Annotated in this window: 20 protein-coding genes; 10 read left to right on the top strand and 10 right to left on the bottom strand. The window is 62.7% G+C overall.

The features are described from left to right. Positions 1–851: 851 nt before the first annotated feature. From KIO76_RS06380 to KIO76_RS06365, 4 genes are all read right to left on the bottom strand, one after another. Positions 852–4,019 carry an efflux RND transporter permease subunit gene (locus KIO76_RS06380; RefSeq protein WP_213321983.1) on the bottom strand — a complete coding sequence of 1,056 codons (3,168 nt, stop codon included), beginning with the start codon at positions 4,017–4,019 and terminating at the stop codon, positions 852–854. A 24-nt stretch (positions 4,020–4,043) separates the two neighbouring features. After that, positions 4,044–5,234, bottom strand: a complete 1,191-nt coding sequence (locus KIO76_RS06375) for an efflux RND transporter periplasmic adaptor subunit (RefSeq protein ID WP_502761876.1) — start codon at positions 5,232–5,234, stop codon at positions 4,044–4,046. A 311-nt stretch (positions 5,235–5,545) separates the two neighbouring features. Next, on the bottom strand, positions 5,546–6,031 hold the full coding sequence (locus KIO76_RS06370) for a DUF6515 family protein (RefSeq protein WP_213321982.1): 486 nt from the start codon (positions 6,029–6,031) through the stop codon (positions 5,546–5,548). Between the two features lie 107 nt (positions 6,032–6,138). After that, on the bottom strand, positions 6,139–6,969 hold the full coding sequence (locus tag KIO76_RS06365) for a DUF2092 domain-containing protein (protein WP_213321981.1): 831 nt from the start codon (positions 6,967–6,969) through the stop codon (positions 6,139–6,141). Between the two features lie 370 nt (positions 6,970–7,339). On the opposite strand from KIO76_RS06365, the gene araD reads away from it, so the two are divergent. The 7 genes from araD to KIO76_RS31550 all read left to right on the top strand — a co-directional run bounded on the left by araD (position 7,340) and on the right by KIO76_RS31550 (position 17,418). Further along, positions 7,340–9,067 carry an L-arabinonate dehydratase gene (araD, locus tag KIO76_RS06360; RefSeq protein WP_213325078.1) on the top strand — a complete coding sequence of 576 codons (1,728 nt, stop codon included), beginning with the start codon at positions 7,340–7,342 and terminating at the stop codon, positions 9,065–9,067. Between the two features lie 551 nt (positions 9,068–9,618). Next, on the top strand, positions 9,619–11,538 hold the full coding sequence (locus tag KIO76_RS06355; protein ID WP_213321980.1) for an ABC transporter substrate-binding protein: 1,920 nt from the start codon (positions 9,619–9,621) through the stop codon (positions 11,536–11,538). Between the two features lie 192 nt (positions 11,539–11,730). Beyond that, complete coding sequence (locus KIO76_RS06350; protein WP_213321979.1) at positions 11,731–12,717, top strand: ABC transporter permease; 987 nt, start codon at positions 11,731–11,733, stop codon at positions 12,715–12,717. A 6-nt stretch (positions 12,718–12,723) separates the two neighbouring features. Beyond that, a complete protein-coding gene (locus KIO76_RS06345) occupies positions 12,724–13,890 on the top strand; it encodes an ABC transporter permease (RefSeq protein WP_502761875.1) in 1,167 nt (388 codons plus the stop codon). Continuing rightward, positions 13,890–15,665, top strand: a complete 1,776-nt coding sequence (locus KIO76_RS06340; protein WP_213321977.1) for an ABC transporter ATP-binding protein — start codon at positions 13,890–13,892, stop codon at positions 15,663–15,665. The genes KIO76_RS06345 and KIO76_RS06340 overlap by 1 nt, the downstream gene beginning before the upstream one ends. 19 nt (positions 15,666–15,684) lie before the next feature. Next, entirely contained in the window at positions 15,685–16,914 is a 1,230-nt protein-coding gene (locus tag KIO76_RS06335) for a mandelate racemase/muconate lactonizing enzyme family protein (protein WP_213321976.1), read from the top strand. A 114-nt stretch (positions 16,915–17,028) separates the two neighbouring features. Then, complete coding sequence (locus KIO76_RS31550) at positions 17,029–17,418, top strand: GIY-YIG nuclease family protein (RefSeq protein WP_349629405.1); 390 nt, start codon at positions 17,029–17,031, stop codon at positions 17,416–17,418. Between the two features lie 26 nt (positions 17,419–17,444). Here the strand turns inward: KIO76_RS31550 and KIO76_RS06325 are convergent, their stop codons facing one another. Continuing rightward, positions 17,445–18,452, bottom strand: a complete 1,008-nt coding sequence (locus KIO76_RS06325) for a mannonate dehydratase (protein ID WP_213321975.1) — start codon at positions 18,450–18,452, stop codon at positions 17,445–17,447. 60 nt (positions 18,453–18,512) lie between these two features. Beyond that, the gene (locus KIO76_RS06320) at positions 18,513–19,322 is read right to left on the bottom strand and encodes an NAD-dependent epimerase/dehydratase family protein (RefSeq protein WP_213321974.1); all 810 of its coding nucleotides are present in this window, start codon (positions 19,320–19,322) and stop codon (positions 18,513–18,515) included. Positions 19,323–19,768: 446 nt separating this feature from the next. Between KIO76_RS06320 and KIO76_RS06315 the strand changes: the two genes are divergently transcribed. The 3 genes from KIO76_RS06315 (at position 19,769) to KIO76_RS06305 (ending at position 21,756) form a co-directional block, all read left to right on the top strand. Continuing rightward, positions 19,769–20,275 carry a YciE/YciF ferroxidase family protein gene (locus KIO76_RS06315; RefSeq protein ID WP_213321973.1) on the top strand — a complete coding sequence of 169 codons (507 nt, stop codon included), beginning with the start codon at positions 19,769–19,771 and terminating at the stop codon, positions 20,273–20,275. Positions 20,276–20,431: 156 nt separating this feature from the next. Continuing rightward, positions 20,432–21,340 (top strand): DMT family transporter, encoded by a 909-nt coding sequence (locus KIO76_RS06310; RefSeq protein WP_213321972.1) that lies wholly within the window; start codon positions 20,432–20,434, stop codon positions 21,338–21,340. A 101-nt stretch (positions 21,341–21,441) separates the two neighbouring features. Further along, the gene (locus KIO76_RS06305) at positions 21,442–21,756 is read left to right on the top strand and encodes a hypothetical protein (RefSeq protein WP_213325372.1); all 315 of its coding nucleotides are present in this window, start codon (positions 21,442–21,444) and stop codon (positions 21,754–21,756) included. Positions 21,757–21,914: 158 nt separating this feature from the next. Here the strand turns inward: KIO76_RS06305 and KIO76_RS06300 are convergent, their stop codons facing one another. The 4 genes from KIO76_RS06300 to KIO76_RS06285 form a co-directional block, all read right to left on the bottom strand. Beyond that, positions 21,915–22,559 carry a LysE family translocator gene (locus tag KIO76_RS06300; protein WP_213325077.1) on the bottom strand — a complete coding sequence of 215 codons (645 nt, stop codon included), beginning with the start codon at positions 22,557–22,559 and terminating at the stop codon, positions 21,915–21,917. A gap of 63 nt (positions 22,560–22,622) precedes the next feature. Then, complete coding sequence (locus KIO76_RS06295; protein ID WP_213321971.1) at positions 22,623–23,390, bottom strand: DUF1223 domain-containing protein; 768 nt, start codon at positions 23,388–23,390, stop codon at positions 22,623–22,625. Between the two features lie 49 nt (positions 23,391–23,439). Next, positions 23,440–24,399, bottom strand: coding sequence for a lipid A biosynthesis lauroyl acyltransferase (locus tag KIO76_RS06290; RefSeq protein WP_283771414.1), 960 nt, complete (start codon positions 24,397–24,399; stop codon positions 23,440–23,442). Positions 24,400–24,507: 108 nt separating this feature from the next. Beyond that, on the bottom strand, positions 24,508–25,530 hold the full coding sequence (locus KIO76_RS06285; protein WP_213321969.1) for a zinc-binding dehydrogenase: 1,023 nt from the start codon (positions 25,528–25,530) through the stop codon (positions 24,508–24,510). Positions 25,531–25,534: the final 4 nt, after the last annotated feature.

Here is a 25,534-nt window from a genome sequence, read left to right as displayed (position 1 = left end):
CTTCTTCCTCGTCGTGAAGGGAAAACCCAGCACGATGATATCGAAGCCGACATCGCGTTCAGCAAGAGCTATTGGACGATGAGCGAGTAGCAAGTCTGCCGCCGATACGCAAGAGATATAATGGTTGGCGAAATCAAGCTTTTCCAGTAGCGCGGCAAAAAAATGCCGTGCGACACGCTGTCCCGTTTGCCTCGTGCTCGCCGCCAATGCTCGTGACCGACGGAAGTGCCACTTGGCTTACGCTCGTAGATGTATGTGTCAGGTATTAAGGGGCCGTTAAGATCAATATATATGATGAATCCTGCTATTCGCAGTAGAATCTATCGCATCCAATCTTGGTTGCGCAAGGGGTTGCCAGCATATCTTGGAGATATATTGATTGTGCGCGCCGATATCATAAGTCTTGTTGAAAAAGCGCAATGATCTGTGCCTGGTTGCGTGGTTCTTTATTCGCCGGCAGATGTGTGAGGCCAAGGCTCCGCACGCTTGTGCCTTCCGGGAACGTCGAGCAAACGCCGAAATGCCTGAACAGGGCTTGCCTCAACGATGTGTTGTGATTCGGTGGCGCTTTAATGCATCGGCGGTGCCTCGGCTGCTTCAAGGCGGTGCAGATTAGCTTCCCATACCCTACACCTGCGCTCCAACGAGCTAATCCTGCTCGTATTCCATCGCCGGCCGATCAGGCCGAATGTTCGCCTCGCTGCGCGAGGGTTTTCCCCCGGCGCAGAGGCAAACAGCGCCGCTAAAGGTTTCTCTAAGTGGCAGGCGCTCGACCGGTTCAGGCCCGCTGTCCAAGCGGAGGGCTAGGCAGCGGGGTCTGCGATTGCGTCAGCTCTTGGGCGTCATCATGCCTAGGCTTCAGATGCCGATCCGGCTTCGGACGCCGGCTTGGCTGAGCGGCGCGCGCGCCATTCCTCGAACCGTTGCAGGACGGTGAAGAACGAGGGAACGAACAACACGGCAAGGCAGGTTGATGCCAGCATGCCCGAGAACACGGCGATCCCGATGGACTTGCGCGCCGATGCACCGGCTCCCGTGGCGAGCACCAGGGGCAGGACACCGAGAATGAAGGCGAAGGAGGTCATGATGATGGGGCGGAAGCGAAGGCGTGCCGCCTCGACCGCGGCCTCGGCGATCTCCATGCCCTCCGCGCGCTTCTCTCGCGCATATTCCACGATCAGGATAGCGTTCTTACTCGCCAATGCGATGAGCAGTATCAAGCCGATCTGCGTGTAGAGATTGTTGGCGATGCCGAGCCCGACGAGGGCGCCAACCGTCCCGAGTAGCGCGAGCGGTACCGCCAGCAGCACCGACAGCGGCTGGATCCAGCTCTCATATTGCCCGGCGAGGACAAAATAGACGAGCAGAATGGCTAGCCCGAAGACGACATAGATCTGCGAGCCGACAGCCATTTCCTGGTAGGACATGGCGGTCCATTCGTAGCCGGTTCCGGGCGGCAGAATGCTGGCGGCGATCTGGCCCATCAGGTCCAGTGCCTGCCCGGATGAGAAGCCGGGCGCCGGCGTGCCGACGATCGTCGCGCTCGGATAAAGATTGTAGAGACTGATGAGGGCGGGCCCGGTCATCGGTTCGACGGTGACCATCGTGCCGATCGGCACCATCGTGCCGTTGCCGGCGCGGACCTTCAGGCTCAAGAGATCCTGCGGACTGACGCGGTACTGCGATTCGGCCTGCGTATAGACTTGGAACGTCATGCCGAAGGCGTTGAACTGGGTGACGTAGCTCGACCCGACGTAGCCGGAGATGGTGGAGAAGAGCTGGCCAACGGTGACGCCGAGCGTCTCGGCCTTCACACGGTCGACCTTCACCTCGAACTGGGGCACACCCGCGCGGAAGGAGGTGTTGAGATGCTGCAACCCGGACTGGCTCGATCCGGCCTCGACGATCTGGCGTGTCACGGCCTCGAGCAGCTGATAGTTGAAGCTGCCGTCCTTCACCTGGGTCTGCATGGTGAAGCCGCTGGCGTTGCCGATACCCTGGATGGGGGGCGGCACGAGCACGAAGGTCGTCGCTTCCGGCACCGCCTGTAGCGCGCGGTTGAGGTGCTCGTAGATGCTGAGAAGATCCTCGCCCTTGGCCTTGCCGCGAGTGTCCCAATCTTTCAGAACGACATAGGCGACGCCGGCGTTGGCGAGCGTTGCGCTGTTGTCGAGAATCGAGATGCCGCTGATGCCGATGACATTCTCGACGCCGGGGGTTTCCTGCGCGATCTGCGACACCTTGGCGAGGACGGCGTTAGTGCGCTCCTGGGAGGCGCCGTCGGGGAGCTGCGCGCCAATGAGGACGTAGCCCTGATCTTCCGTCGGCAGGAAGGATGTGGGCACGCGCGTCAGCGCCCAGCCGGCAAAGCCGATCAGCACCAGGGCGATCGCCACCATGAACCCGCTGCGATGCACCATATGCGCGATGAGTCGGGAATATCCCCGCTCGCAGCGATCATAGATGGCGTTGAAGCCGCGATAGAAGGCGTTGCGCTTCTCCGGTGGCACGGGCTTGCGGAGCCACAGCGCGCACTGGGTCGGCTTCAGCGTCAAGGCGTTGACGGCACTGATCAGGGCGGTCGCGGCGATCACCAGCGCGAATTGCTGGAAGAGTTGGCCTGTCAGACCCGGCAAGAAAGCCGCTGGAATGAACACGGACATCAGGACGAGGGTGATGCCGATGATGGGGCCGAACAATTCGTCCATGGCCTTTTCCGCCGCCGCCTGGCCGGGCATGCCGGCCTCGACGTGGCGTGACACCCCCTCGACGATGACGATGGCGTCGTCGACGACGATGCCGATCGCCAGGACGATCGCGAAGAGCGTCGACAGGTTGACCGTGAAGCCCATCGCCGACATTGCCGCAAAGGCACCAATGATGGTCACGGGGACGGTGGTCGCTGGCACGAGCATGGCTCGCCAGTCCTGCAGGAACAGCAGGATGACGACGAGCACCAGGATGCCGGCCTCGAACAGGGTCTTGTACACTTCCGTGATCGAGGCGTTCACGAACATCGTGGTGTCGAAGGGCACGCCATAGACGAGGCCTGGCGGGAAGTTCTTCGACAATTCCTCCATCTTGCCGCGGACTTCCTCCGCCACTGCGATGGCGTTGGCTTCGGGAAGCTGGAAGATCCCGATGCCGGCTGCCGGCTTACCATTCAACGTGAACGACTGGCTATAGGTCTGCGCGCCGAGTTCCACGCGGCCGATGTCCCGGACGCGCGTGATCTGCCCGCCGTTGGCATTGTCGACTTTGACAATGATGTTCTCGAAGTCCGGCGCGTTGTCGAGGCGGCCGTTGATGTTGATCGTATATTGGAAATTCTGGCCAGCGGGCGCCGGCGGCATGCCGACCACGCCTGCCGTGACCTCCTGGCTCTGTTGCTGGATGGCGCTGATGACGTCCGGCGGCGTCAAGCCCCGGGCCTGCATCTGCTGCGGGTCCATCCACACACGCATGGCGTATTCGCCGGCGCCGAACACATTGACGTTGCCCACGCCGGGCAGGCGGGCCAGCTCGTTCTGGATATTGATGACGCCGTAGTTCGCCAGGAACAGGCTGTCATACCGTGCGTCGGGCGATGACAGGGTCACGAACTGCAGAATTGACGTGGACTTCTTCTGCGTCGTCACGCCCTGCACCTGCACCGCCTGGGGCAGGGAGGACATGGCGATGCTGACGCGGTTCTGCACCAGAACCTGCGCGAAATCCGGATCCGTGCCGATGGCGAAGGTCACCGTCAGCGTGTAGGAGCCGTCGCTGGCGCTGGTCGACTGCATGTAGATCATCTTGTCGACGCCGTTGACCTGCTGCTCGATAGGCAGGGCAACGGTGTCGACGACAGTCTTGGCGCTGGCGCCCGGATAGCGTGTCGTCACCTGCACGGTCGGCGGTGTGACGTTGGGATACTGCGCAACCGGAAGATTGAAGAGCGCCACCGCGCCAATCAAAACCATGACCAACGCGAGAACGTTGGCGAGGACCGGCCGCTCGATGAAGAAGCGGGAAATCATGGGAACCGCCTTCTGGCCGGAGCGTCAGGGTTTTGTGGGGGCAGGCGCGGGAGTCGGCGTCGGTGCCGGGCTGGCCGGCGCCGGGCTATTCGCCGCCATGGTGCCGGTCTGCGGATTGACCTTGCTGCCCGGCACGGCGCGTTGGAGACCGTTGATGACCACCTTGTCGCCGGCCTCAATTCCCTTCTCGATCACCCGGAGCTGGCCTTCGAGCCGCCCCGCCGTGACCGGGCGCTGCTGAACGACGCCGTCCGCTCCCACGACGAGCACGTAGCTGCCAAGCTGGTTCCTGCCAATGGCGGTATCATCCACCAGCAACGCGTTCTCGGGTTGCCCGACGGGAATACGTACCCGCACGAAGAGGCCGGGAATGAGGGCGAGGTCCTTGTTCGGAAAAACGCCGCGGACTTCGAGGGTGCCGGTGCTCGGATCAACCTGCGGCGCGATGTAATCGATCGTGCCGCGATACGGAAAGTCCGTCTGATCCTGGAGACCAATCTCGATCGGAACGTTGTGGATCTCGGTAAGATTGCGCCCAAGGCGAGCGAGTTCCGCCTTGATCTGGAGCACGATCTGCTCGCTGACGGTGAAATAGGTGTAGATGGGATCTACCTGGACGATCGTCGCGAGCTTGGTGGGGCCGGAATACCCAACAAGCGCGCCGACATCTACCAGATGGCGTGTCACGATGCCATCGAAGGGGGCGCTTATCTGGGTGTAGCCCAGCGTAATCGTCGCGAGCTGAATATTGGCCTGATCGGCCGCGATCTGCGCGGTGGCCTTGTCGAGATTGGTCTTGGCATCGTCGATCGCACGTTGGGATGCGAAGTCCTGCCTGCCGAGTTGCGCCTGCCGGTTGTACTCGGTCTGCGCATTGGCTTGTGTCGCCTGTGCCGAGGCGAGCTCGGCTTTCTGCAGGTCGAGCTGCGCCTGATACTGGTCACGCTGGATGGTGAACAGCAGCGTATCCTTTTTGACCAGCGCGCCGTCCTTGTAGTTGATGCTCTCAAGGAAGCCCTGCACCCGCGCCTCGAGATCAACCGAGTTCACGGCTGCCGTATTGCCGGTGAAGGAGAGATAGCGCTGCACCGGCTGCTGGACGGGTGTTGCGACATAGACCTGCGGCGGAGGCGGCGGCACGTAGGTATTCTTATCGTTGCAGGCCGCCAGCGCCAGAAGCATCAGCGCGACAGCGCCGACGCCCGGACCAGCCATGCGACGAGGCTGAGCGCTCGCGATACCGCAAAGACCCGAAACCTCGGCATGTCGGCCGGTGTGTGTGACAAGCCTCTCAAACGCCATGCGAACCCCCAACACTGCCCGCGACTGCAGATTCCCGCCGCGCGGGCGGAATGCTCAAACCAAACAACTCCGAGCCCGCACTTCCTGCGGTCACGGAGGTCAAGAAGTCCAGGAGGCCGAGATACTTGGTCCCGGCCTATTATTTCGCCACAGCTCGGGACCGCCGCGCAGCCGGCCAAGCATTTCTCGCGAAGCGAAGCAGCGTTCCCGCTTTCGGAAACGCTTTAGAACGGGTTGGCGACAACCTGATAAACGGCACGGCCGTTGGAGTAGTAGGGCCTGTAGAACGTCGAGCCGCAACGATAGTAGCGCACGCCGCTTACCGTCGCCGATGTGCAGCCACCTGGCAGGCTGGCAAACATGGCGCCGATCGGCGCACTCGTTGTGACAGGCGGTGGCGCGTAATAGACAGGCGGTGGCGCTGCAGCCGCGGCTCCGAGCGCCGCCCCCGCGGCAAGCCCCGCCGCCGCGCCAACCGCGGCCGCGGCCCCCGGGGATGGGCCGCCATAGCCCCAGCCGTAGCCCCAGCCGGGCCGAACAACCGGACCGCCCCAGGCGGCTCCCCCGTGCCAGGCGTGAAAGCCTCCAGCGGGTCCGCGCCAGACGCCGCCGCCGTGATAGGCAACCCATGCTGATGCTGGCGACGTCGCCGAGACGACCGCAAGAGCGGCACCGGCCGCGGCGATCGCCAGCGCAATGTGACGGTGCATCCGGCGCCGCCGGGATGCGCCGCTGATCGCCGTCGTGTCCTGACCAGTCATTTCACACCGCATCGGACATATCTCTTCGTTGGAAATAGAAAGTCGTGGCTGGTCGATCATTGCGAAGCTGGCAGAAAGTCGATCTTCGCGTCTGATTTGCCGGGGGAGAAGCGGAATGCCGAATCAGGGAGGTTGCGGAACTCCCAGTCCTTGAAGGACACGGTGAACCGTGGTGCCTTCGGCACGTCGAGGTAAGTCACCGTCATGAGGCGCGGAAGGTCGGTCCTTGCATCGAGCCAGAGTTGGTATTCGACGCCGGGCTTCGCGAAGGCGAGCTGTCGGACTGCCCGACCGTCGACGGTGGTCTGGCCAACGTCATAGGCGTTCGTCAGCCCGCTGGCGAGCTGGCTGTAGGGGTCGCTTCCGAGGAAATCCGCCATGGGAAAATGGATGCCCCGCTTCTGCGCGACATCCGTCAGGAAGGCATCGAGCGTGTCCGGCGCATCCGCGACAGCATAGAGCTTCGCCTTATCGTCGGAGATGGTGACCGACTTGCCGTCGTAGTAAACGTCGACCTCGCCGTTGCCGCCCTTGATCTCGGCCTTCAGCTTGTTGGGCCGCTTCACATCCACTTCGGCGGTGTCGAAGAAGGTCAGCATCTGGCCCTGGCTGGAAGGAACCTCGCGCGAGCCGAATGTCTCGACAGAAAAGGACTTCGCTTCGGCGATGCGCCCCGTCGCCTTCTTCAATAGGTCGAGCACCGCCTGGTCGAGGATCGGCTTGCTGCCGTCCGCAGGCGCGGGCGTGGCCCCGGGAGATGCCGGGGGTGTCCCCTGCGCGTTCTGTGCATATGCGGTGATTGTTAGCGGCGGAAGGAAGAGTGATACGCCTATGGCGAGCACCGCTCCCAAACGCACGCGGCCCGGCCGATTCAGCTCAAACGCCATTGAAGCGAATCCCTGTCCGTATTCAGATGATTTTGCTTACGGCGAAGCCTTCGTCTTTCATGGTTGTTCTGTCAATAGCCTATAGCCTCACATGGTGAATTTCTGATCCTATCGTTGTTGATCCGCGAAGACCGGTCCTCAGGACAGTCAACCACCAGTTTTCATTGCCAGCGAAGCAAGCGCATGCAGATCGGGTCTGCGGCTCATTGTATCGTCTCCAATCTCGATCCTTGCGAGTGGGTCGGCACCTTTATAACCTGCTCGTTACAACAAGCGCGGCGCGCCTCTGCGGCGATGGCGCTGCGCGAGGGAGAAGCGCGTGAGCAAGACGACCGACGACGACGTTCCGACCACCCCGGGGAAAGCGAAGATCCGGCCGCGGCGTGCCATTTCCGAGCTAAGGAGCCAGCGCTGGTACGGTGATCCAGGCCTCAGGGCTTTCGGCCATCGCTCCCGCACCTTCCAGATGGGCTATACGCGTGCTGACTTCATGGGCAAGCCGGTGGTCGCCATCGTCAATACCTGGAGCGACATCAATCCCTGCCACAGTCATTTCAAGCAGCGCGTGGAAGAGGTGAAACGGGGTATCTGGCAGGCTGGCGGCTTCCCCGTTGAACTGCCAGCGATGTCGTTGAGCGAGCCCTTCGTCAAGCCGACGACGATGCTCTACCGCAACTTCCTCGCCATGGAGACCGAGGAGCTCCTGCGCAGCCATCCCATGGATGGCGTCGTGCTGCTCGGCGGCTGCGACAAGACTACCCCGGCGCTCATCATGGGCGCGATCAGCATGAACCTGCCGGCCATCTTCGTGCCCGCCGGGCCGATGTTGCGCGGCAACTGGGCCGGCAAGGTGCTGGGCTCCGGCAGCGATACCTGGAAATACTGGGCGGAGAAGCGCGCCGGCAACCTGACCGAGCAGGCCTGGCAGGAGATCGAGGAAGGCATCGCCCGCTCGCCTGGCCATTGCATGACCATGGGCACTGCCTCGACCATGACCGCCATTGTCGAGACGATGGGGATGACGCTGCCGGGCGCATCGTCCATTCCCGCGCCGGATTCGGGCCATGCCCGCATGGCTTCGGAGAGCGGACGCCGGATCGTCGATATGATCCTGGAGGACCTGAAGCCGAGCGATATTCTCACACCGGCGGCCTTCGACAACGGCATCACCGCTGACATCGCGCTGTCGGGCTCGACAAATGCCATTATCCACCTCGTGGCGATGGCCGGCCGCGTCGGGATCGACTTGCCGCTCGAGCGCTTCGACGAGATCGCCAAGCGCACGCCGGTGCTGGCGGACGTCCGTCCCTCCGGCCGCTTCCTGATGGAGGATTTCTATTACGCTGGTGGCCTCCGGGGATTGCTCAGCCGCATCACCGACCACCTCGACCTGACCACGCTCACGGCAAACGGCCGCACGCTTGGCGAGAATCTGCGCGCCGCCGAGGTCTACAACGACGAGGTGATCCGCCCGCGCGACAATCCCCTCACGGTGTCGAGCGGGCTGGCCGTGCTTAGGGGCAACCTCGCTCCCAACGGCGCGGTGATCAAGCCGCCGGCAGCCGAGCCGCATTTGCACGTGCACACCGGCAGGGCCCGTGTGTTCCGCAACTATGATGATATGGCCGCACGCATCGATGATCCGGCGCTTGATATCGACGAGACCTGCGTGATCGTGCTGCAGAACGCCGGGCCCCTCGGCGCGCCTGGTATGCCCGAATGGGGCCAGCTGCCGATCCCGCAGAAGATCCTCGCAAAAGGCGTCCGCGACATGGTGCGGATATCCGACGCGCGGATGAGCGGCACGAGCTACGGCGCGTGCGTGCTCCATGTCTCGCCGGAATCCTACCTCGGAGGTCCACTGGCGCTCGTGAAGGACGACGATCTCATCACACTCGACATTCCCGCCCGCCGGCTGGAGCTACATGTGGACGACGCGGAACTCGCCCGCCGCAAGGCGGCATGGGTGCAGCCCAAACCCCACTACGAAAGGGGCTATGGCGCGATGTTCGCCAAGCATATAACTTCCGCTGACAAAGGCTGTGACTTCGATTTCCTGCACGCTGGAGCGCCGACTGCCGAGCCGGAGATCCACTAAAGCATGTCTTCTCGCGGCAGCGGGACCGGTTCGAGAAGGACCGCGTATAACCAATATGTTAAAGCACGTCGCAGTGCGGGAAAGTCGCGGCGTGCCTTAACCCGGAAAGGGGGCACGGGCGCGGCGCACGCGTCGCCTTTCTAAGGCTTTCGTCGAACATGGGCACGTCGCGCTGGCGTTCCAGTTGTATCGATGTAAGATGACATACGAGATAGGCTCCTGTCCGGTGCGTTGAACGGAGGACTTGAGACACGGTTTGATCGGCCGAAAGACCTAGCGGAACGAGCCCATCCTGAGCCGGCAACCTTGTTTCTACGGGCGGCGATGATCGGGCCGGCGAGAGAGAGACGACCGCAGAGAACGGTCGCCCGGGACCCAATCGAGAGCGCGCCGAAACTGATCGGGTGGTATTTGGGCAAGCTCTTCGATCCAAGCTTGTATATGTGCAAGGATCTTGGATTTTGATGATGTAAAAAGCCCATATTTTTCTAGTAAAACGTATAAATCATCGTTGTCGCAAATAAGAATAATTCACTGGGGAGTGAAACGAGATGATCTTTACGGCGAGAGCATTATTACGTTCTTGCGCGGCGGGGGCGTTCTTGGCGGTCGCGCTGCCTGTCCTTGCTGCTGACTACAAGGAGGCGCCGGCGCTGGCCGCGGCGGTCAAGGCCGGCCAACTGCCATCGGTCGACAAACGCCTGCCTGAGCATCCAGAGGTGGTGAAGCCGCTGAATGCCATCGGAACCTATGGCGGGCAGCTGCGCTTCGGCCTGCGCGGCTCCTCGGACCACAACCACATCCTGCGTATGGTTGGAAACCAGGGCCTGGTGCGTTGGGACCCCGAGTATACGAAGATCGTGCCGAACGTCGCCGAGAAGATCGACGTCAGCCCGGACGGCAAGGTTTTCACCTTCACTCTGCGCAAAGGGATGAAATGGTCTGACGGCAAACCGTTCACCGCCGACGACATTCTGTTCAATGTCAACGATCTCATCCTCAACGCAGAGTTTGCGGCTCCGCAACCCCGCTATATGACGGGTGGCGTACCGATGAAGGTCGAGAAGATCGACGACGCCACCGTCAAGTTCACCTTTACGGAACCGTATGGTGACTTCCTCGCGGAGCTCGCCAGCCCGCTTGGACAGCATCCGGTCCTCTATGCGAAGCATTATTGTTCGCAGTTCCACCCGAAGTACAACGCCAATATCGCGGATACGGTCAAGGCGAACAACGCCTCCGACTGGAAGAACCTGTTCCTCCAGAAATGCGGCGACATCGAAATCCCGGCGCGCTGGGGCAATGTCGATCGTCCGACCCTCGATCCGTGGGTGGTGAAAGATCCCTACACCGGCGGGGCGACCCGCGTGATCATGGTCCGTAATCCCTATTTCTGGCAGGTCGATACGGACGGCAACCAGCTGCCCTACATCGATGAGCTGAATGCGCCCATCGCTCAGGATGTGGAAAGTCTGATCCTCGCAGCCATCGGCGGCCGCATCGATTTCGGCCTTCGCCATCTCGACGCGCCAGCCAATCGCGCCGTGCTCGCGGAAAACCGCGCCAAGGGCGGCTACGAGATGTTCGAGGCCTCGGCCGTCGGCGGCACCAATATGGTGATCAATCTCAACCTGATGTCGAAGGACAAGGAGCTGAGGGAGCTCTTCAACAAGAAGGATTTCCGCATCGCTCTGTCGCACGGCATGAATCGCAAGGAAATCATCGACACGGCACTGCTCGGCGATGGTGAGCCCTGGCAGAACGGCCCCTTTGAAAATCACCCGAATTTCCACAAGCGCATCGCGACGCAGTATCTGGAGTATGACGAAGCCAAGGCGAACGCGTTGCTGGACGGCCTCGGCCTCACCAAGCGCGGCCCGGATGGCACCCGCCTTCTCCCCAGCGGCAAGCCGGTCAAGTTCAAGATCGACGTTATTCCCACGCTGCAGCCAGAACAGGTGGACATGCTGCAGTTGATCGAGCGGCAATGGGCCAAGATCGGTATCGACATGGATGTGAATTCGCTGGAGCGCACGTTCTTCTATGAGCGGACGTCAAACAGCAACGACCATGACGCCGCGGTCTGGGGCGGCCAGGCGAGCTGGGTGCCTGGGGAGATCCCGCAGCAGATCGTGCCTGTGCACCACGACTCGCGCTGGGGCATCCCGTGGGTGCAGTGGTACAAGACGGGTGGCAAGCAGGGCGAGGAACCGCCGGCTTCGGTGAAGGAGCGCATGAAGCTCTATGACGAGGCGCGCGCGACGACCGATCCGGAAAAGCGGCGGGCGCTGATGCTCAAGATCGCCGACATCGCCGCGGACGAGTTCGAGGTGTTCTCGGTGACGAAAGCCCTGCCGACCTATGGCATCGCCAAGACGAACCTCAAGAACGTCCCCGCCACGATGCCAAGCTCCTGGTACTATCCCACGCCCGCGCCAACCCTGCCGCAGACGTGGTTCTGGGCCAAGTAGCGCTTCGTAGCGCCTCAAAGTAACGGTTTCGGCCGAAATGCACGATGGGCTGGCCATGTGCCGATCATGCCCCCGGCTCCGCGGAGCCGGGTGGCTTTCCGGGGCGAGCACATCCCTGATCCGTGACAGGAACGCCCCGGCGGATTGCGGCAGTCAATCGGGGCCAGACATGATCGCCGGAGATGATCGCTGATGCTCATCACCTATATCATTCGCCGCATCTTGTGGTCCGTGCCGTTTCTCTTCGTCGTGTCGCTGATTGCCTTCGCCCTCATTCAGGCGCCGCCCGGCGACTACTTGACGACATTCGCCGCGACGCTCGCGCAGTCGGGTGATGTGGTCGACCAGGAGCGCCTGGAGCTTCTGCGGGAGCGCTATGGGCTCGATCAGCCCTTCATTGTCCAATACTGGAAATGGATTACCGGCGTACTCGTTGGCGATTTCGGCATTTCCTTCGAGTGGCAGCAGCCTGTTTCCAATCTCATCTGGGAGCGCATGGCATTGTCCGTGACGCTGGCGCTGTCGACCCTGCTGTTCACCTGGGCGGTCGCCTTTCCCATCGGTGTCTATTCCGCCGTGAAGAAGTACACGCTCGGTGACTATGTCATCACAGCGGTCGGCTTTATCGGCCTCGCCATGCCGAGCTTCCTCGTAGCGCTCGTGCTCATGTATATTGCGGTCGTCTTCTTCGGCAGCGATGTATCGGGTCTGTTCTCGGAGGAGTTCGAGAAGGCGCCCTGGTCGCTCGCCAAGGTCGGCGACCTCCTGTCCCATCTCTGGCTGCCGGTCATCATCCTTGGGCTTGGTTCCACCGCCAGCCTCACGCGCATCATGCGCGCCAATCTTCTGGATGAACTGCACAAGCCTTACGTAACGACTGCCCGCGCCAAGGGGCTCTCAGAGCTCCGGCTCATTCTCAAATATCCCGTGCGGATGGCGCTGAACCCCTTCGTATCGACCTTGGGCTGGGCATTCCCGCAGCTCATCAGCGGAGCGGTCATCACGGCGTTCGTGCTCTCCCTGCCGACATCGGGGCCCCTCCTGCTGCAAGCCTTGCTGGCGCAGGACATGTATCTCGCCGGCGCGTTCATCCTGCTGCTCTGCTGCCTGTCGGTCGTCGGGATGCTTGTCTCAGACATACTGCTTGCGGTCATCGACCCGCGCATCCGCTACCGGTGATGGGAGATCGCGCCAATGAGTGTCGTCGCCGATCCACATATTGATCCGAATGCGGATCCCCGGGCCATCGCCGGCGAGGACAGCGCGTCGCAATGGCGGTTGATCTGGGGGTCTTTCCGCCGGCATCGCCTTGCTATGACAGGCGCGGTCGTAGTCATCGCCTTCTATCTCGTGGCGCTCTTCACGGAGTTCCTGGCGCCGTTCGATCCTGACGCGCCATCATCGCGCGATGTCTACCATCCGCCACAGATGATCCATCTGTTCGACACGACTGCGGACGGAAGCTGGGCTTTTCGCCCCCATGTGAACGGCATGAAGCTGTCGCGGGACCGTTTCACCCTCAAGACGACCTTCGCGCCAGACCCGGACAAGAAGATCTATCTCACGCTGTTCGGCAATGGCACGCCCTATAAGCTGTGGGGTCTCATCCCGATGGAGAAGCGTCTGATCGCCGCGGTCACACCCGGCGAGCGCTTCTACCTCCTGGGGGCTGACCGGCTGGGGCGGGACATGTTGAGCCGAATCATCGCCGGAACGCGCGTCTCGATGTCGATCGGTCTCGCCGGCGTTGCCGTCAGCCTTTTGCTCGGCCTCGTGCTCGGCGGGCTATCCGGGTACTATGGGGGCTGGGTCGATACGGGGGTGCAGCGGCTTATCGAGCTCAAGCTGTCCCTCCCGACGATCCCCATCTGGCTGGGATTGAGCGCCGCCCTGCCGCAGGACTGGGCGCCGCTGACCCGCTATTTCGCCATCACACTGATCCTGTCGCTCGTCGGCTGGACGGAGTTGGCACGTGTGGTGCGCGGGCGCTTCCTGGCTCTGCGGACCGAGGATTTCGTCGTCGCCGCGCGGCTCGACGGTGGCAGCAAGGCGCGCGTCATCTTCCGCCACATGATGCCATCGATGGTCAGCCACATCATCGCCTCGGTCAGTCTCGCGATCCCGGTCATGATTATCGCCGAGACGTCGCTGTCTTTCCTTGGCCTCGGCCTTCTGCCGCCCACGATCTCCTGGGGCGTGCTTCTCAAGGAAGCGCAGAACGTCCGCAGCATTGCCCAGGCGCCCTGGCTGTTCGCACCGGGCGTGGCCGTCTGCGTCGCGGTTCTCGCCCTCAATTTCCTCGGCGACGGCCTGCGTGACGCGGCCGATCCCTATGCGCAGGAGGGCCGCTGATGAGCGGGAACGCCGATCATTCTGCCGCCCCACGGGACGTCGCCCAGGGTGACGCCCTGCCGGTTCTGGAAGTCAGGAACCTCGTCACCGAATTCGCCACGCGCCGCGGCGTATTCCGCGCGGTCGATGATGTGACCTTGTCGCTGTTCCCCGGCCGCACGCTCTGTGTCGTCGGCGAAAGCGGTTCCGGGAAGAGCGTCACGGCCCGGTCGATCCTGCAGATCGTCGATCCTCCGGGGCGGGTCGCGTCGGGTCAGGTGCTGCTGCACCGCCATCTCACGGCGCGGGGGCGCGGCGCCGAGAACACGGTGGATCTCGTCAGTCTTGATCCGCGCTCGTCGGCAATCCGCTCCATTCGCGGGCGTGACGTCGCGATGATCTTCCAGGAGCCGATGAGCTCGTTATCGCCAGTGCATCGCATCGGCGACCAGATCGGAGAGGTCATCCGTCTGCACGAGCATGTCTCGAAGAAGGAGGCGCGGGCCCGGACCATTGAGCTCCTGCGGAAGGTCGAGATCCCCCGGCCGGAGGTCGCCATCGACCGCTATCCCTTTGAGTATTCCGGCGGGATGCGCCAGCGGGCCGTCATCGCCATGGCACTGGCCTGCAACCCGGCAGTGCTCATCGCCGACGAGCCGACCACCGCCCTCGACGTGACGATCCAGGCCGAGATCTTGGCCCTGATCCGCCAGCTCCAGCGCGACAGCGACATGGCCGTGATGTTCATCACCCATGACATGGGCGTGGTCGCGGAAATCGCCGACGACATCGCGGTCATGCGTTTTGGCAAGATGGTGGAGCGCGGCGACGTGTTCTCGATCTTTGAGAGGCCGCAGCACGATTATACGCGCCACCTGCTCAATGCCGTGCGGGAGCTCGACCGGCCCTCGGAGCGGCGCCTCGCCATGCGGGCGAAGGCAGCACCCGGCAAGCCTATCCTCGTCATGTCGGACATGCGCAAGGAATTTCCCTTCTCCACCGGCTTTCTCGGGTTGAAGCACGATTCCATCGTGGCCGTCCAGGATGCCAGTCTCGAGCTGAAGGCCGGCGAAAACCTCGGCATCGTAGGCGAATCCGGGTCGGGCAAGACGACGCTCGGCCGCTGCCTGCAGCGCGTCCATCCTGTCACGGCCGGCCATATTCTCTATACGGACCGTCACGGCAAGACGACTGATCTGGCGCCGCTTTCGGACAACCAGTTGAAGGCGCCCTGGCGCGACATCCGCATGGTGTTTCAGGATCCCTTCTCGTCGCTCAATCCGCGCATGACGGTCGGCCAGATCATCGGCGAGCCGCTGCTCGTCAATGGCACTTTGAGCGGTGCTGCGCTCAAGGCGCGCGTCGCCGAGCTTCTCGGGCTCGTCGGCCTGCCGGCTTCGGCGGCGGAGCGCTATCCCCATGCCTTCTCAGGCGGGCAAAGGCAGCGCATTTCGATTGCCCGGGCAATCGCGCCTGATCCGCGCATCATCATCGCTGACGAAGCCTCATCGGCGCTCGATGTGAGCCTGCGGACGCAGATCCTGGATCTGATGCTCGACCTTCAGGAGCGGCTCGATCTCAGCTTCATCTTCATCAGCCACGATATCGCGGTGATCCGCTACTTCTGCGATCGCATCGCGGTCATGCACCGGGGGCGCATCGTGGAGACGGGGGAAACGGAGACGGTCTGCTCCAACCCCCAACATGCCTACACGCAATCCCTGCTTTCGGCTGTCCCGGTCGCCGACCCGCGCCGGCGCGGCATGACGCATCGTTTCCGTTATCGTGAACCGTGAAGGGTGAAAACGTAGTCCCATGAAGATCACTGCCGTCAAAACCTATCTGATGCAGGTTGGCTCACGTCCGGCCGCGACGAGCGCCTCGCAACAAGGAGCCGCGCTAGGCGCCGATGCCGACTTCCGGGGATCGCGCAACTGGCTGTTTGTGAAGATCTTTACCGACGAGGGTATCACGGGCGTCGGTGAATGCTCCGGCTGGCCGCGCGTCATCGAGACGGCGGTCAACGACTATGCCTCCATCCTCGTGGGTGAGGAGGCGGGGGACATCGACCGGTTATGGCACCGCCTCTACGTTGCATCGATGGGGCACGGCGTGCTCGGCACGGTCGGCGGTGGCGCCCTGACCGGCATCGAGATGGCCTTGTGGGACATCAAGGGCAAGGCGCTCGGCCAGCCTGTCTGGAACCTTCTCGGCGGCCGCTTCCGCGATCGCATCCGTGTCTACGGCCATGCCAAGACCCCGGAGCGCGCGCGTGACCTGATGGGGCGTGGATACACCGGCGTTAAGGTGAGTTTCACCGGCGCCGTCGATATCGACAGCGTCGCGGCGGTACGCGAGGCCGTTGGGCCTGATGTGGACGTGATGGTCGATGCACATGGCCCATCATGGATGACGCCCCAGGACGCGATCATCGTCGGCCGTGCTCTCGAACCGCTCGACCTCCTGTTCTTCGAGGATCCGGTAGCGCCCGAGAGCCTGGACGCCTTGGCGCGCGTACGCGATTCCGTGGATATCCCGCTCGCCGCCGGCGAGCGTGTCAGCACCATCTGGGGCATCCGGCCCTATATCGAGCGGGATCTGGTCGATGTCATTCAGCCCGACACGGGCCGCGCCGGCGGCATCTCGCAGATGCGCAAAATGGCGGCCATGGCGGAGGGCCATTTCATCACCATGGCGCCTCATTCCGGTTCGCTCGGACCGGTGGCCGAATTCGCGGCCCTCCATGTCATGGCGACAATTCCCAACGCGCTCATGCTGGAGCGTGTCGAGTTCGACTGGCCGGGCCGTTACGAGGTCGTCGCGCCCGTGCTGAAGGTTGTGGATGGCCACCTGCCAGTACCGACCGCGCCCGGCCTCGGTGTTGATATCGTCGAGGAGGAAGTGGCGCGCTACCCGAGCCGGCGCAACGTTGCTGACATGCCGCCCGAAGACGGTTGGGCTTATGAGACGGGCACTGTCAGTGAGAATGTCTATTTCCAGACGCGCCTGAGGCGACGGGCGAAGCTCACGCGCACCGGCGGGTGAGGGGCTTTCGCCGCGTTGATCCTGCTCCCAGTGTCATTCCCGGCGGCCGGCAAAGCCGGCCGGGAAGGGGATCCAGTTGCTGTGACGCCATGGAATGACCGCTATGCCGTGTAGATCCTCGCGAGCCGCAGGAACGGAACGCTCTATATCGGCGTAACGAGCGATCTTCTTCGCCGTGTCGAGCAACATCGTGCGGCGGCTGTGCCTGGGTTTACACAAAAATACGGGGTGTTCCACCTCGTGTACTTCGAGCGCTTCCGAGACATCAGCGAAGCGATTGCGCGCGAGAAGCAGCTCAAGGGATGGAAGCGGACATGGAAGATCCGGTTGATCGAGCGGTCCAATCCGGAATGGCACGATCTGACGCAACGGCTTAGGCGACGCATCGCGTGGATCGCGATGTTGTTGCGACGCTCTGGATCCCCTTCTCGGCGGGCTGCGCAGCAGCCCGGGAAGGGGATCCATCTTTCCGATGGCTCGAAATCCTTATGTGAGGCTCCATGACGTGATGGGCCAAAACAGGCCACCTTTCACCCGCGCGGCGCTACCTCAGGCCCATGAGGATCAAGCCCGAGCGCCTGCATGGCGCCGATGATATAGCCGTAGCAGAAGGCGAAAGCCGTGCCTTGCGGATCCGGCCCGGAGACTTTCGGGGCATGATCCGGCATGACCATGTATTTGTAGCCCACATCGGCGTAGAGCTTGAGCGCAGCGACCATATCCATGTCGCCCTCATCCGGGAAAGTCTCCATGAAATCGAGGCGGCGACCCCGGATATTGCGGAAATGCACGTTGAAGAGCTTGCCGCGTTCGCCGAACCAGCGGATGACATCGCCGATTTCGCGCGCGGGGTCTTCCAGCATCTCGCCCACCGTGCCCTGGCAGAAATTGAGGCCGTGATAGGGGCTCTCATGCATCGTCACGAAGCGCTTCAGCCCCTCGACCGTGCCGAGCACGCGCGTCACGCCACGATAGCCCGGCGGGGTATAGGGATCGTGCGGATGGCAGGCGAGACGCACCTTCGCGGCGGTGGCCACGGGTACGACACGCGCAAGGAAATAATCGATCCGTTCCCAGTTCTCGTCCTCCGGCAGGATGCCGGCACGGCCGGGTGCCGCTTCATGATCAGCCTTGTCCCAGCGGAAGGCCTCGTTGATGGAGCCGCCACGTCCGGCCTCCGGCGCGGTGCGCGGAATGCCGATGATGTTCATGTTGTACTTGACGGCGGGAATGCCGGCGCGCGCCACGCGGTCCAGCAAGGCGCAGATCGAATCGATCTCCCGGTCTCGCTCCGGACTCTTCCCGAGGAGAATATGCGGACTGCGGCTCTCCTCGATCGGATGGGATTTCAGGGGAAGTTCCACCATGTCGAGCACGAGGCCGAAGCTCTCGATATGCGCGCGATGCCGCTTGAGATCATCAAGCGTCCAGTCATGCGGAATGCCTGGCGGATCGGCGCAGACATGGCGGACGCCCAGCTGCGCCATGACCCGAAAGTCGTCATCCGTGCGGGCCTTGAACTGTGTGCCTACAAACATCGTCCACTCCTGCATCGCGCGACGGCGGCCGGGCTGTCCAGTCTGCCCCTCGGGCAAAACTCAAGGAACATCGTTGGGGTCGGCAGTGAATTCCGCTGAAACGAAACGGGATCCCTGGAACTCTTCCGCGATCGGGTCATCCCCCCGGATATGGCCGACTTCCTCTGCATAGGCTTCCGACTCGTCCTGCGGATCGTAGCCGAGCCGGTAGGCGTTGCTGTTGTCCCACCAGGCTCGCTTGTTGCGCGAGATGCCAAAGACGATCTCGTTTGTGTAGGTGGCCGTAAGGCCAACTTGCACCAGCTGCGCCATATCGCGGTGGGATATCCAGGTCGAAAGAGCGCGTGCGTCCGTGGGGGTCGGCGTGAAGGAGCCGATGCGCATGCCGAAGCCGCGCACTCCGTATTTATAGGCGTAGAGGAAAGCGAGATCCTCCATGAAGGCCTTGGAGAGTCCATAGCGGCAGTCAGGTCTGTGCGCGCCGCGATGGTCCAGCGTCTCGCTGCGCCGCGTGAAGGCAATTGCGTGGTTCGAGCTCGCATAGACGATGCGGTCGACACCCTCCTGGCGCGCGGCTTCCCAAACATTGATCGAGCCGATGATGTTCGGCTCCAGGATCTCCGGCCAGGGGCTTTCGCGGGGGTTGCCACCGCAATGGACGATGGCGTCGACGCCGCCGCAAGCGCGCCTGATGGCGTCGCCGTCCTTGAGGTCGCACACGATGGCTTCCTCGTGGGGTTGAACGTCCTTCAGTGGAATGATGTCAGACAAGATAAGGCGCTGATATCGCCCCTTGAGCGCCGTCCGCAACATCCCACCGATGCGGCCGGCCGCGCCTGTGATAAGCACGCGATTGATGGTACGCGCCATTCCTCCCCCTCCAGATCCGTTGCATTCAACGGTCAAGCCGCCTCAGGTCTATTCGCCTGTTCGCGGCATGTCTGACGGAATACCTGCCTCGCCATTGCTCGACTCGTCCATTCTGCAAGGACGTCGAACGAATGTCGACGAGAAAGACGCGTAGTTCCATGAAAAGGGTGGCCTCATCCCGGACAGGCGCAGCAATCGTTTGCGCGCCACGCGTGCAGATCCCGGAAGGGAATGTCGGCGACACTCGGGCGAGGATCCCATGGATCGAATGTCATCACGGCACCCGCTGCGGGCGCAACGTGAGCCGAGCAGTATTCAATCTCTGTCGGTTGAAATTAATTCGGAACAGGCCTTTCGTGCGAGCGTTATTCGCTCGAGCTCTTAAATAAGCCTTGCCGCAGCATTAGCAGCTCGAGCTTGTCGATTGCCAATACATGGAGGATATGATGAGTTTATTCGCGAAGGACATCAAGTCGATGGACGATCTGTTTGTCCATACGCTGCAGGACATTTACTACGCTGAAAAGAAAATCGCTAAAGCTTTGCCGGATATGGTGAAGAAGGCGAGCAATGCTGAACTTAAGAAGGGGTTCGAAACCCACCTTGGTGAAACAAAGAACCATATCGCCCGTGTCGAGGAAGTCTTCCGCATGCACGGTGCGAAGGCAAAGGCCGTGGAGTGTCCGGCGATCGACGGAATCATCGAGGAGACCGAGGAAATCGCCGGGGATGTCGATGATCCGCGCGTTCTTGACGCGGCCTTGATCGCGGCGGGCCAAGCTGTCGAACATTATGAGATGACACGTTATGGCACGCTCGTGGCTTGGGCGAAGGAACTGGGTCGTGACGACTGCGCGAAGGTACTCCAGCAGAATCTTGATGAAGAAAAGGCAACAGATAAAAAGCTGACAAAGCTTGCTGTCAGCACGGTCAATATCCAGGCAGCCGAATAGGGGGCCGCGGCTTTCGGCTGCCCGCCGAGACGCCTTCGGAGCCCATTTCACGATTTATCTGGACGCTCGTTCCCTCCAGGGCCAAAAGAAGTGATGGTTCATGAGTCAGGCGGCTCTTTGCCGCTCATGACTTTAAGGGTTGCCGGGGGCATACGAGTGAAAGAGGCTACGGGCGTTGGAGCGGCGCTTCTCTCGAGCGCTCTCGGCGGGACAGCGATCGTTGCGTCCCGCCACACCGCGGCGGATGTTGGCGCGTTCATGCTCGGGATAATCCGTTTCGGCGTCGGCTTCGCCGTGTTGCTCCCGGTTGCCATCTTGCACCGCGAGCGTTGGCCGCCGCCGCAGGACTGGCCAGCGGTCATGGCGCTGGGCGTTCTGTTCTTCTGCCTCTTTCCAATTCTCTTCAACTTCTCGGTCGTCTACACGACGGCGGCTCGCGCTGCTCTTGCATTGGCGACGGCGCCGCTCCTCACGATGGCGGTGAGTGCGCTCCTGAAGGTTGAGCCGCTCACACCCCGCAAGACGGCAGGGGTGCTGGTCGCAACTGCGGGCGTTGCGGTTTCGCTTCTGTCTGGCCTGCCCGGCGCTCCAGCCGGCGCGTGGCGAGGCGATCTCCTCATGGTGGGCGCTGCTTTGGCGATGGCCCTCTATACGGTTTGGTCGCGCGCTTATGTGAGGCGTTCCGGCACGTTGTCGTTCTGCGCGGTCGGCATGGGCGCAGGGGTGCTGGCGCTCTTTCTCATCTATTCCGTCCTGCCGGCTCCGGACATCCGCACCGGGCTTCTGCAAGCATCCACCTCACGGATCTGGACACTCGTGTACCTCGGCGTGGTATGCGGTGCCTTCATGTTCATTCTCTGGGCCTTTGCGCTTGCGCGGACCACGCCCACCCGGGTTGTCGTCACGGTGACGCTCAATCCAGTGGTTGCCGGCCTTCTTGCGGCTTTTGTTCTCGACGAGGCGGTGACCTGGAATCTGCTCGTCGGGCTTCTTGCCGTTGCCTGCGGCATTCTGCTGGCAACAACCGCGAATGTCCGTTCAGGCTGGAAGCCGCGTCAACGTTAATGTGACGTTTTCCAAGGCGTGTGAACAATATTCGTCTTTGGATTGCATCGCGGTGTATAAGATAATATCTGCACGTTCAAATGAACCGCAGGATGTAACCCATGCGCTCCCAGGCACTCGCCTTGACGGCAATCACACTCGCGACGGGTCTCGTCGTATCGGCCGCAGCCGAGGCCCAAAGCCGCCAGCCGCGGACCATCCGCGTCCAGCCGCGCAGCTTCCTCGATCCCGGCACGGTCGTGCCGGTCGGCTCGCTCTCGGGCTATGTTACCGCTGGCACCATTCTCAGCACCCCGGCGCCCACGCTCGCCGCGCAGCCCCAGTATGAAGCGCTGCCGCCGCGCATCGGCGCGGGGCGCAACCCGTTTCCCAAGGTGTATCTGACGCCGCCGCTGGCAGACCCGTCTGCTCGCTGATTCCGCCGGAAGCGTGTCCGCTGTTCCTCCAGCCCCGATTTCACGTGCGTGTGAAAGCCTGTCTGTTCGGGACAGGCTTTTTTATATGCTGGCAGTTAGACGGGCTTCATCAGTGCTTACGGATCACAGCGCGGGACCTTCACTGAAGGTCGATCGTCTTAACGCGCCTGCACGGTCAGCATCTTGAGGGCGAACGCGCCGAACAGGCTGGCAAAGCCATAATCGATCGTTCGCATGACCCGGGGGCGCCGCTTCAGGGCTCCGACCACCTTGTCCGCAGCCAGGACCAGCGCGACCGACAGGGGCGTGGCCACCACAACGAAGTAGAGCCCCAGGAACCACAGCTTGCCCGAGGCATGGGGGTCGGTCGCCTCGACGAACTGTGGGAGGAACGTCACAAAGAACAGAACGACCTTCGGGTTGGTGAGATTGATGCCAAGCCCGACGAGCGCGGTCCGCCACAAAGGGGTCGGCTTGGCCGCCCGCTTCGCGTCCACGCTCAGCGCGGACCCGTGGCGGATCGCTTCGAACGCGAGCCACAGAAGATACAACGCACCGACCACCTTTAGGATAGTGAAGGCGGTGACGGATGCGGCGAGCAGCGCGGAGACGCCGAGTGCGGCAAGCATGGTCTGGACGCAGCAGCCCGCCGTGGTGCCGAACAGGGCCGCGAAGCCCTGGCGACGGCCGCCTGACAGGGTCTTGGCGAGCATCAAGCTCATGTCAGGCCCTGGCGTCACGAACAGCACGATGCAGGCGAGCGTGTACGTCAGGATGATCGGGGTGGACGGCAGAAACGTCATCATGGTTGCGGGATCCGCACTGGAACGACCCCGCGAGGAGGAGGCGCGCCGCCCCCCTGGTCGCTAAAGACCGTCGCTTTTGGCCGCGCCGAGAATCACGCTCGGGCGGCCGTTGTCAACTGCCTGCAGCAGGACGACGTATCCGTCGGTGCCCGGCGGCCTGGCCGTCTCCGGTGAAACATCCACCGTCATCGCTTGTCCGGACCAGTCTCCGAGCTTGGTGATGCGCCTCACGACATTCGTGTAGACGACGTTGCGCCCCGTGTTCTCACCGCGTCCAATGGCTACGTTGTGGCTGCGGGAGACCGCCAGCAACCATAGCGCAGCGGTTTGACCGGTCTGGCCCTGCGGCACTGATATCCTGAGCGTCCCGGCATTGTCGGCGACATCGAGCGGTACGGTCAGCGCAATCTTGGCAAGGCTCTTGTCTATATTGCCCTTCTCACCTTCGCCCTTGTTCGCGATGGCGGCTTCGATGCTCTTGCGGTCCGATCCGAGCGCATGCCGCGATCCGTTGATCACCGCTTGCGGCGTATAGATCTGGCCATCACCGCGCGTCTCGGCATAGGCGCGCTGTCGTTTGCTGAAGGCTTTTTCGGCGAGCGTATCCTTCCAGCCCAGGTAATCCCAATAGGTGACGGGAAGGCTGATTGCCACGATGCTCGTGTCCTTCGCGAGCTCCCGCAACAGCGCATCAGCCGGAGGACAGGAGGAACACCCCTGGCTGGTGAAGAGTTCGACGACACCACGAGGCGCATTCCCTGCCAGGGCCGGGAAAGAGAGCGCCATCAGGCTGGCAAGGGTGGGTAAGAGGGCAAATCTTTTTGTCATGGAGGCTGTTTCCACCATCACTCAAACGCAAATTTGCCGCTGGCGATAGTCACGTTGCCTTGAGCGCAGCGACAGGCGGGCGCCAGCGGCGATGCATCCACAGCCATTGGCCGGGATCCTCTCGCACCCACGTCTCGACGACGGCCGTCATGGCGGCCATCGCGCCTTCCACATCGATGAGCCCCTCGCTGTCGCGCGGCAGATCGAGCGGAGGCGTCAGTTGCAGGCGAAAGCGCCCTCCCGGCAGTCGCTGCACGCGGACCCCGTGGACCGGGCAGTCGAACCGGCGCGCGAATTTGCCAAGGATCGGGTTGGTCCGCGCGGGCCGCCCGAAGAACGGCACGGTCACGCCGCGCGTGAAATGCTGGTCGACCAACATTCCGAGATGCCCCCCGTCTTCCAGCACACGGGCCATCGCGAAGGCAGCCCCTTGGCGCGCAGCTTCAAGCCCGCCCATCGTCTGGCTGCGTACCTCATGCACCACATGGGCGATGCCGGGATCGTTGGGCGCCCGAAAAACCGCAGTTGCCGCCAGTCCATAGCGTGCCGCGCAGATCGCCGGCAGCTCCCAGTTGCCGAGGTGGGCCGAGAAGATGATCCCCGGTTTGCCATCGTCACGCAGCGCCATGAAGTGCTCGATGCCGTCCACTTCCACCCGCGCATCAAGCTGCGGGTTGTCGTGATCGTAGTCGAACAGGACCGAAAGGTGAGCATATTCCGCGCCGGTGCGGCCGAGATTGTCCCAGGCGCTCCGCGCGATCGCGCGCCGTTCCGCCTCGCTCTTGTCGGGAAAGGCCGCGCGCAGATTGGTCATCGCCGTGCGGTGGGCCGGCAGCAGGGGGCCGATGGCCCGGGCGACGGCGCCGCCCAACGCGCTCGAGCGGTCCGGACCCAGCGCGCGGAACAATGCGAAGACAGCGCGGACCAGCCCGATCATCGTCACTTCCGCGACCCGCGAGGCCAATCGCCGAACGATCCCGCCAAGCGAGGTCTGACGTCGTGCTGTCAAAGTCGTCCTGCTCCAAGCCATTACGCGGCAGGACGCATGCGCCGTCCAACCAACTCTTGCCTGCCTACTTCCCCGAAGCAGGCTGCCGGGTCAAGAGCATGGACCGCGTTACAAAGTCACGATGACCTTGCCGAAGACCTTGCGGCTTTCGAGCCGCTCCAGGCCCTGGGCGTAGTCGACGACATCGAAGACGGTGTCGATCACGGGTGTGATGCCGGTCGCCATCTTGTGCAGCGACTGCTCGATGTTGCGCAGCGTGCAGCCGAAGGACCCGAAGATCTTGTACTGCTGCTGGAAGAGCTGCATCAGGTTCATCGTGGTCGACACGCCGGAGGTCGAGCCGCAGGTCACCAGGCGGCCGCCGCGCTTCAGGCAGAGCAGCGAGCCGTTCCAGGTGTCGACGCCGACATGCTCGAACACTACGTCGACGCCCTTGCGGCCGGTGAGCTTGCGCACCACACCCTCGAAACGGTCGGTGCGGTAGTTGATCACATGGTCGGCGCCGAGCAGCTTGGCCTTGGCGCCCTTGTCGTCGTCACCGACGGTAGTGATGACGTGGCAGCCGATGGCCTTGGCCATCTTGATAGCCGCCGTGCCGATGCCAGATCCGCCGGCGTGGACGAGGATGGTCTCGCCGGGTTCGAGCTTGGCGTTGTCGAAGAGCATGTGCTGCACAGTGCCGAAGGCGACCGGCGCGCAGGCTGCCTCCTGAAAGCTCACCCCATCGGGGATCTTGACGAGAAGCCGTTGAGGCATGTTGACGAAATCGCGGGCAAAGCCATCGATGTGGAAACCGAGAACGCCGCCGACATTCTCACAGAGGTTGTCGCGACCCTCCCGGCAGGCCTTGCAATGGCCGCAGGTCATCGCGCCATACATGGCGACGCGATCCCCGACATCCACATGGGTCACGTCTTCGCCCACCGCGACGACGGCGCCGGAGGCCTCCGCCCCGACGGCGAGCGGCAGCTTGCGCTTGGCGAAGGCCATTCCGCGAAAGCCCCAGACATCGATGTGGTTGAGGCCCACGGCGTGAACACGCACCTGGACCTCACCCGGGCCGGGAGGCGGCGGCGCAGCTACCTCTTCCAGTCGCAGGTCACGGTCACCAAAAAGCTGCAGGGCGCGCATGGAA

Source organism: Chelatococcus sp. YT9 (genome assembly GCF_018398315.1).
GTDB lineage: Bacteria > Pseudomonadota > Alphaproteobacteria > Rhizobiales > Beijerinckiaceae > Chelatococcus.
This window is presented reverse-complemented; position numbering and strand designations above follow the sequence as displayed.

What these genes read in the sequence shown, in the direction of transcription:
- KIO76_RS06365 (WP_213321981.1), bottom strand. Translation starts at nt 6,969, where the DNA reads ATGGCGTTTGAGCTGAATCGGCCGGGCCGCGTGCGTTTGGGAGCGGTG.
- KIO76_RS06370 (WP_213321982.1), bottom strand. Translation starts at nt 6,031, where the DNA reads ATGCACCGTCACATTGCGCTGGCGATCGCCGCGGCCGGTGCCGCTCTT.
- KIO76_RS06320 (WP_213321974.1), bottom strand. Translation starts at nt 19,322, where the DNA reads ATGGCGCGTACCATCAATCGCGTGCTTATCACAGGCGCGGCCGGCCGC.
- KIO76_RS06355 (WP_213321980.1), top strand. Translation starts at nt 9,619, where the DNA reads ATGATCTTTACGGCGAGAGCATTATTACGTTCTTGCGCGGCGGGGGCG.
- KIO76_RS06380 (WP_213321983.1), bottom strand. Translation starts at nt 4,019, where the DNA reads ATGATTTCCCGCTTCTTCATCGAGCGGCCGGTCCTCGCCAACGTTCTC.
- KIO76_RS06340 (WP_213321977.1), top strand. Translation starts at nt 13,890, where the DNA reads ATGAGCGGGAACGCCGATCATTCTGCCGCCCCACGGGACGTCGCCCAG.
- KIO76_RS06375 (WP_502761876.1), bottom strand. Translation starts at nt 5,234, where the DNA reads ATGGCTGGTCCGGGCGTCGGCGCTGTCGCGCTGATGCTTCTGGCGCTG.
- KIO76_RS06325 (WP_213321975.1), bottom strand. Translation starts at nt 18,452, where the DNA reads ATGTTTGTAGGCACACAGTTCAAGGCCCGCACGGATGACGACTTTCGG.
- KIO76_RS06305 (WP_213325372.1), top strand. Translation starts at nt 21,442, where the DNA reads ATGCGCTCCCAGGCACTCGCCTTGACGGCAATCACACTCGCGACGGGT.
- KIO76_RS06315 (WP_213321973.1), top strand. Translation starts at nt 19,769, where the DNA reads ATGAGTTTATTCGCGAAGGACATCAAGTCGATGGACGATCTGTTTGTC.
- KIO76_RS06300 (WP_213325077.1), bottom strand. Translation starts at nt 22,559, where the DNA reads ATGACGTTTCTGCCGTCCACCCCGATCATCCTGACGTACACGCTCGCC.
- KIO76_RS06295 (WP_213321971.1), bottom strand. Translation starts at nt 23,390, where the DNA reads ATGACAAAAAGATTTGCCCTCTTACCCACCCTTGCCAGCCTGATGGCG.
- KIO76_RS06335 (WP_213321976.1), top strand. Translation starts at nt 15,685, where the DNA reads ATGAAGATCACTGCCGTCAAAACCTATCTGATGCAGGTTGGCTCACGT.
- KIO76_RS06285 (WP_213321969.1), bottom strand. Translation starts at nt 25,530, where the DNA reads ATGCGCGCCCTGCAGCTTTTTGGTGACCGTGACCTGCGACTGGAAGAG.
- KIO76_RS06350 (WP_213321979.1), top strand. Translation starts at nt 11,731, where the DNA reads ATGCTCATCACCTATATCATTCGCCGCATCTTGTGGTCCGTGCCGTTT.